Consider the following 6783-nt stretch of genomic DNA (forward strand, 5'->3'; position numbering starts at 1 on the left):
CCGCAGCTTCCATCATTGGAAGCCGTGGGAGGTGGCGGGATCAGCCGCGGTGGCGGCATGATCGAGGGCATCGTTGAGCGCGGTGAGCTCAGTGGTGAAGGACCGAAAGCGGGCCGGCCCGAACTCGGCGAGCGCCTTCTTGAAGACGTCCGACTGTAAGACGGCTTCCTGCTGGTAGATCCGCGCGCCTTCGCTGGTCGCCTGGAACAGGCGGCGTCGCGAACCGGGCAGCATGTGCGACTCGACCAGGCCGCGGCCGATCGCGGCCTTCACCTGGCGGCTCACGGTGGACTGCTCCAGATGCAGCGCGGTCTCCAGCTCGGCCATGGTCGACGGGCCGGATTCGGCCAGCGCCCACAGAATGCGGAACACCGACCGGTCCAGGGTCGACCCCTCCGGCGTCATGATCCGTCGGCGGGTGAGCCGCAGGACCTCACGTCCGATGGATCGCAACAGCTCATCCTCGTCGTGCTGCCCGCCAACCAGTCGATCCGCAGCTGGTTGGTCGGCGGCCGGCCGGCCGGCCGGCCGCTGGCCTCCGTCGTACAGATGGCCTCCGTCGTAGGGGCCACCGCGGGGACCGCTGTACGCCCCTTCGCCATCCGGCGGCCCTTCGCCATCCGAGTTGTGCCTTCCGGCCTGCACGCTCACCGATTCCACCTCGTCCATGCCAGATCCCGGGCCGTCGCGGGCCCGTGTTCACCACCGGCCCCGCGGGTCCCGCGGGACTTTCCCTCCTGCCGTCGGACGGCGATCGCGGGCGGTCGCCGTCCGACGGAGGTGTTACGCGTGTCGGCGGGTCCAGGCCGCGACCTGCTGCACGCCGACGAACAGGCCGGCTCGAGGTCGATCAGGTACCGTCCGGCGGTGTCGACGACGATAACCGTTGGACGCGCCCCGGAACCGGCGGCCGAGGGTCCGCTCCGGGATGCGCCTGCTCAGGGTCCGTCGCCCGGGGTCCACCGGGCGGAGCGTCAGACCCTGGTGGTGATGTCCGGTGCTTGTTCGGCCGTCCGCGCGGTCGGGGCGAACGCGGCCTGGGCGTCGAGGTGAGTCACGGTGGCCGCCGCGTCGTCGGCGACCACGGGGCTGCCGGTGACCATGGGGCTGCCGGTGACCATGGGGCTGCCGGCGACCGCTGTGTCGGTGGCGGCGGAGCGACGACCGGAGATCAGTACGGCCAGGGCCGCACCGAGCAGGGCGGCGACGGCGCCGACGATGAAGCAGAGCCGGAACGCGTCCTGGTCGGGTACCTGCGCGGAGCCCAGGCTGACGGTGTTGCTGGCCAGCAGGGTGCCCATCACGGCGGCGGCGATGGTCGCGCCGACCGACCGGCTCAGCGCGTTCAGGCCCACCGCGGCGCCCGCCTCCGACGGCGGAGTGGCGTCCATGATGAGGGTGGGCATCGCGGCGTAACCGATGCCGACACCCGCGGATGTCACGGCGGACACCAGGAGCAGCTGCCAGGCCGCGTTCATCCACAGGGCACCGATGAGGTAGCCGGACGACAGCACCGACGCGCCGAGTGCCAGGGTGAGCCGGGCACCGAGGGTGGCGATCAGCTTGCTGGACACCGGGGCGAACAGCAGCATCATCACACCGCCGGGCGCCATCCACAGACCCGCGGCGAGCACCGACTGGCCGAGGCCGAAGCCGGTGGCCTCAGGCAGCTGCAGCAGCTGCGGGACGACGACGGACTGCGCCATCATGCCGAATCCGACGGCGACAGCGGCGATGTTGGTCATCAGCACCGGCCGCTTCGCGGTCGCCCGCATGTCCACGAGCGGTTCGGCCCGCCGCAGCTCGTAGCCGGCCCAGGCGACCAGGACGACCACCCCACCGATGATCGCGCCGAGGGTGCTGGGCGACCTCCAGCCCCAGTCGTTGCCCTTGGAGATACCGACCAGGAACGCGACGAGACCCGCGGCCAGACCGAGCGCGCCGCCGACGTCCATGCTTCCGTTGCGGGAGTCCCGCACGTGCGGGACCGCGAACACGCTCAGCAGCAGCACCAGGCCGGCGACCCCCGACGACACCCAGAACAGGGCGTGCCAGTCGAAGGTGTTGACGATCCAGGCGGACAGGGGCAGGCCGATGGCGCCGCCAACGCCGAGCGTGGCGCTCATCGCGGCCAGCGACGTCGAGGCCATCTTCGGCGGTGTGATCTCCCTGATCAGCGAGATACCGACCGGGATGAAGCCCATGGCCAGGCCCTGCAGTGCCCGACCCGCCAACATCGGCAGCAGCGAGCTGGACACGGCACACACCAGCGACCCGACCACGAGGGCCGCGGCACTGGCCACCAGCACCCGCTGCTTGCCGAACAGGTCCGCCAGGCGCCCCGCGACGACCATGGCGACCGCGGCGGCCAGCAGGGTCACCGTCACCACCCAGGCGGCGCTGGACGCCGAGGTGCCGAGCAGGCCCGGAAGTTCGGACTGGATGGGGATGACGAGTGTCTGGGTGAGCGCGGCGGTCATACCGCCGAGGCACAGCACGGCAACGGACACCACGGGTGGTACTCGTGGGATTTTCACACCAGGAGACATGGGCTACCCTTCCTCGACCTGTATGCATGCTACATACATATAGACCCCCCACCAAGGTTCTGTTGTCCACGTCTCCCCCGGGCACTGGCCGTCGCCCCGCCCGGCTCCCCCGCCGGTCCTTTCCGTCTCCGTCCGGAGGTGCGTCCTGAGCAGCGACGAGCTGATCGACCTGTCGGTGCCGATCGTCGACGGCATGTCCGTCTATCCGGGTGATCCGCAGGTCCGGGTCATCCCCGCGCTACGGGTGACCACGGACGGCGCCAACGTGCAGCGTCTGCACCTGGGCTCACAGACCGGGACGCACGTCGACGCCCCCTGGCACGTCGACGACGCCCTGCCCCGCCTCGACCAGGTCCCGCTGGATCGCTTCACCGGCCGGGCGGTACCCGTCGACGCACGCGGCTTCGCTCCCCGGACGGCCCTGCCCCCGTCGATCCTGCCCTCGGGCCTGCGCCCGGCGGACATCGTCCTGATCGTCACCGGCTGGTCGGCGCGTTGGGGCCAGCCCGACTACCTCGACCATCCCCACCTCGGGGTCGACACCGCCCAGGCCCTTGTCGACGCCGGCGTGCGCACCGTCGGCATCGACGCCCCCAGCATCGATCCCACCCCGTCCCCCGCCTCCTGCGCGGGCATCGAGCCGGTCGGCGGGGACGGACTGGCGGCACACCGGGTGCTGTGCGGCGCCGGCGCGGTGATCGTCGAGAACCTCACCGGCCTGGAACGACTGCTGGCGGCGTCACAGCTGGGACGCCCGATCGAGGTGTACCTGTTCCCCCTGCCGCTGGCCGCGGCGGACGGCGCCCCCGTCCGCGCCATCGCCCGCCTGGGTGAGGTCAGGCCATCCCCCCATCCACGTGACAGTCCGTGATCCTGTTGCGTGGGCCGAGCGGGCGCAGGAGCTACCCGAGTCGCCGTGGTCGTGTTCATGCCTGATCTGTCGACTACGACGATCCTGCCGGTTATTCGGGCAGCACAGTGCCGTTCATCGACCATGACCACGTTCCGTGATGTCGCCGCTGAGGGTCACGGGTGTGCAGGATGCACACAGGTCGCGGCGGGGCCGCGATGTCCGGTGTGCCCCCTCGGCAACCCGGGTAGATGGATCTTGTCCTGGGATCGGTTGCAGGGTGCGGCGGGGATGGCGTCAGCTACCGACGGCGTGCCGGTGCAGCAGCGGGTCGTAGTCGGCGGTCAGCTCGTCCGCGTCCGCCCTGCCGACCGGGGCCGGCTCGGCGGCTGACGGGACGAGTCCACCATGGGCACCCGGCGGGTTGATCTGGACGCGGCCCGGACGGGAGGTCGCGGGCCGGACGCCCGGACGGCTGATCGGCCGCGACGCCGCGCGGACGGCAACCGACCCCGCCTCCTCCAGGTTCACCGCCATCTCGACGCCCACCTCCAGCTCGACCTCCACCGCCGGCCCAGCCCCGACCTGCCCATAGGCGACCTGCCCGTAGCCAGCCCGCTCGTACGCGGTCTGCTCATACGCGGTCTGCTCGTGAGCCGTCTGGCCGTGAGCAACATGGGGGTGGTCGATCTGGCCGAAACCGGTCGGGACGGGCTCATCGGCCCAGGCGGTCTGGGCGTCGGCGTGCCGCCCGTACTCGTGGCCGGACGCTGCGTCATCACAGTGGGAAACACCGCTCATCAGAGCGCCAAGGTCAATCGTCTCGGCCTGGGCGTGGGCGAGTTCCTCCGGGGTGAGCTCGTCGACGTCAAGGTCGCCGTCAGCGCGCTCGTGATAGGCGAAGCTGGCACCGACCGGGCGGCGCCGGGCCCGCGCGATCCGCTCGGCCTCGATGCGCCGTTCGATCGCCTCCCGGGTGATCTCGAGCCGCCGCTCGACCCGTGTCGCGCGGCGCAGATGGACGACATAACCCGCGAGACCGGCATCGACCAGCACCTGCAGGCCGATCCACAGCCCACCGAGCACCGCGGCGAGTAGAACCGTTACCGGGACCAGCACAGTCAGCACGGCCAGGCGCTGCCGGCGCGCACGCATGAGCACGGCCCGCTCCGCACTGATCTGCCGGGCCGGCCCAGCCTGACGGGCCACGGCCGAAGCGCGGGGCTGGGTTGTCGTGCGGGGCTGGGTTGTCGTGCGGGGCTGGGTTGTGGCGCGGGGCTGGGTTGTGGCGCGGGCTGCCAGGGGACGGGCGGCGCGCGGGCCGGTCGGGTCGGCGGGAGGCATGGCCGCTCCTTTCACCACATCGAGGCGCTGCGGGTTCGGGTTTGGGAGAACGTCCATGCCAGCGCCGGCCAGGCTCGGGTCGGCCAGGCTCGGGTCGGCGAGATCGCCCTGCGTCGGCGGGCGGCGGGAGAGCACCCGCATCGCGCCGGTGAACCGGTCCGAGGAACGCTGCTCGGAGAGCGTGTCGTGCCGGCGCAGCCACATGGGGATGAGCACGAAGCCCCAGACCGCCACGATCGCGACCCAGATCAACGCGCTCACCGGACCATCACCGCCAGGCCGGCCGTGCGGACCGTGCCGGACGCGACGGACGCAGCGGGGACGGCGGTGCTGATCATGCGGAGCCTCATCTCGACACCAGCGGATTGCGTTTTCGTGGTTGAACGCTAGTGAGCGAAATCCACGTGGTCACCGACCCGAACCCCGCGTGTCGCATACGCAATCCAGTGGGCTTCCATCGTCATACGATCGTGTAACACACCAGATGCCCCCGGGAAGATCAGAACGAAACATGCGGAAGCACTCTCGTAAAGCACGAGGCCGCCGACGGGTGCTGTGAATCCACTCCGGGGTGCCTGCGGCGACACCGGCCGGTGACCGGGCGCGACCCACGTCCGGTTGGCGACACCCACGGCACGCCGGAAGTGGAACTCGTCACCCACGCCGCCTCACCCGGATGTGGGCCCCCGTCCGCCGTCCGGGCCCCCGAGAACGGGGCACGGACGGGCTACCGCCGGCTCGGGCCCGCTGCGGTCGGCCGGGCGGGGTGGGACGGGCTACCGCTGGCGCAGATGACTCTCCCGCCAGCGGCAGGTCAGGCCCTCGGGAACATCCTCGGTGGTGAGCGCGAATCCGAGATGGTCCCGGTAGTGGCCGTCGATGGCGAGATAGCGCCGGTGCAGGCCCTCCTCGCGGAAGCCGAGCTTCGCGAGCACCCGCCGGCTCGCGGCGTTCTCCGGGCGCACGTTCGCCTCGATCCGGTGCAGCCCCACCGGCCCGAAACAGTGATCGACGATCAGCGCGATGGCGGTCGGGGTGATCCCCCGGCCAGCACAGTCACGATCCACCCAGTAGCCGATCTGGGCGCTGTTGAAGGCGCCACGCAGGATCGGTGCGACGGTCACCTGGCCGACGAGGCGACCCGAGACGGCCATCGCGAACGGCAGCGTCGCCCCGAGTCGGGCCTGCTGACGCAGGCGATGCCACATCTGCCGGTAGACGGCGATGGTCTGGCGCTGCTCCCAGGTCTCACGGACCATCATCTGCCCTGGTGGAGCCGCCTCCCACGGGGCCAGCCAGTCGGCGTTGCGCAGCCGTACCTCGACCCAGCTCGACGCGTCCCGCAGCCGCAACGGCCGCACGACGACCGGTCCCTCCGTCAGGACGACCGGCCATCCCGGTGCCCGCACCCCGTCCCGCCGCTCAGCCCGTCGGCTCGGCGCCAGGCCGAACCGGATGGGCCTGGTCGTCGTGCCCGCGCAGCTGGGAGACGGCGTGGACGACGACGCCTGCGAGCACGCCGAGGCCGTCGCGGACGCCGCCGGTGGAACCGGGCAGGTTCACCACCAGGGTGGTGCCCGCGGTGCCGACCAGTCCGCGGGACAGCACCGCCGCCGGCACGGTGGCACGGCCGGCGGCCCGCAGCGCCTCGGCGAGCCCGGGGACCGGGCGGTCCAGGACGGCCGCGGTCGCCTCGGGAGTGACATCACGGGCTCCGACGCCGGTACCGCCGGTGGTGACGACCAGCTCGAAACCGTCCGCCACGGCGGTACGCAGGGCGGTCTCGATGTGGACCCGCTCATCGGGGACCACCGTCGGTGGGCCGACCACAAAACCGAGGGCAGCCAGCCCGTCGGCGAGCAGCGGTCCCGACCGGTCCGGGTAGACCCCGCGGTGGGCTCGATCGGACACGGTGACGACCTGCGCCCGCGCGCCCGCCGGCAGTCGGCTGGACGGCTTCGCGAAGGCCTCCGAGGTCCGGCCGACGGCGGTGGCGGCGGTGGCGGCGGTGACGGTGGCGGGGTGCGGGGTCGCGGCGGC

The 6783-nt window shown here is 71.8% G+C and carries 6 protein-coding genes; 1 reads left to right on the plus strand and 5 read right to left on the minus strand.

Annotated features, from left to right (window positions below; genetic code table 11):
* Nucleotides 1-12: 12 nt before the first annotated feature.
* On the minus strand, nucleotides 13-669 hold the full coding sequence (locus tag ND747_RS08400; RefSeq protein WP_251732917.1) for a MarR family winged helix-turn-helix transcriptional regulator: 657 nt from the start codon (nucleotides 667-669) through the stop codon (nucleotides 13-15).
* 305 nt (nucleotides 670-974) lie between these two features.
* On the minus strand, nucleotides 975-2549 hold the full coding sequence (locus tag ND747_RS08405; RefSeq protein WP_285900189.1) for an MFS transporter: 1575 nt from the start codon (nucleotides 2547-2549) through the stop codon (nucleotides 975-977).
* A 175-nt stretch (nucleotides 2550-2724) separates the two neighbouring features.
* Between ND747_RS08405 and ND747_RS08410 the strand changes: the two genes are divergently transcribed.
* Nucleotides 2725-3420: a cyclase family protein gene (locus ND747_RS08410; RefSeq protein ID WP_251732919.1), complete on the plus strand. Its 696-nt coding sequence runs from the start codon at nucleotides 2725-2727 to the stop codon at nucleotides 3418-3420.
* A gap of 276 nt (nucleotides 3421-3696) precedes the next feature.
* On the opposite strand, the gene glpR is transcribed toward ND747_RS08410, so the two are convergent.
* The 3 genes from glpR to ND747_RS08425 all read right to left on the minus strand — a co-directional run bounded on the left by glpR (nucleotide 3697) and on the right by ND747_RS08425 (nucleotide 6687).
* Nucleotides 3697-5004, minus strand: coding sequence for a gephyrin-like molybdotransferase receptor GlpR (gene glpR, locus ND747_RS08415; RefSeq protein ID WP_251732920.1), 1308 nt, complete (start codon nucleotides 5002-5004; stop codon nucleotides 3697-3699).
* A 515-nt stretch (nucleotides 5005-5519) separates the two neighbouring features.
* Entirely contained in the window at nucleotides 5520-6152 is a 633-nt protein-coding gene (locus ND747_RS08420) for a GNAT family N-acetyltransferase (RefSeq protein ID WP_251732921.1), read from the minus strand.
* A gap of 13 nt (nucleotides 6153-6165) precedes the next feature.
* Nucleotides 6166-6687, minus strand: a complete 522-nt coding sequence (locus ND747_RS08425) for a molybdenum cofactor biosynthesis protein B (RefSeq protein ID WP_251732925.1) — start codon at nucleotides 6685-6687, stop codon at nucleotides 6166-6168.
* Between the last annotated feature and the right edge of the window lie 96 nt (nucleotides 6688-6783).

It is taken from the genome of Frankia sp. R82 (assembly GCF_023716925.1).
Classification (GTDB): Bacteria; Actinomycetota; Actinomycetes; order Frankiales; family Frankiaceae; genus Frankia.